1 pseudogene is annotated in these 402 nt (G+C 70.4%); it reads right to left on the bottom strand.

The annotated features are described in order from the left end of the window. Nucleotides 1–167 precede the first annotated feature (167 nt). Nucleotides 168–402 (bottom strand): annotated as a pseudogene (locus tag EN853_RS34420) (hypothetical protein); the annotation flags it as partial.

Below are 402 nucleotides of genomic sequence, written 5' to 3'. Positions count from 1 at the left end.
GTGCCACCACTCCGTTGCGCCAGCGATGGCGAAGCCGATGCCCGCCTCGATCGCCTTTTGGATGTCCGGGTCGGATGAGAATGCGGATGCGTCGTCCGCGCCGAACAAGCCGCGGGCGACAAGGGCGGCGGCGAGATAGCGCAGCGCGATGCGGATAATGACGGCAATCATTGGCAGAGCACTCCGAAGAGATTGCAGGGAAGATAAGTGGCCCAAGCGGTGAGCGAGCCGAGCGCCAGGGCGATCAAAGCGAGGATGCCGGCTGCCCCGGCGCGCGTGGATCCTGGCTGTGCGGCGGGCGCCTGCGCCGTGGCGGGCGATCCGCCGACCGGCGATGCCGCGGGCGCTGCGCCATCGGCGGCAGCTTGCACCGGCGGCCCGGCTGCCGTCGTCTGCTGCGGC

This window comes from Mesorhizobium sp. M1C.F.Ca.ET.210.01.1.1 (assembly GCF_004791585.1).
Taxonomy (GTDB): Bacteria; Pseudomonadota; Alphaproteobacteria; order Rhizobiales; family Rhizobiaceae; genus Mesorhizobium.
Note: the sequence above shows the minus strand (reverse complement) of the source record. Positions and strands in the feature narration are given on the sequence as shown.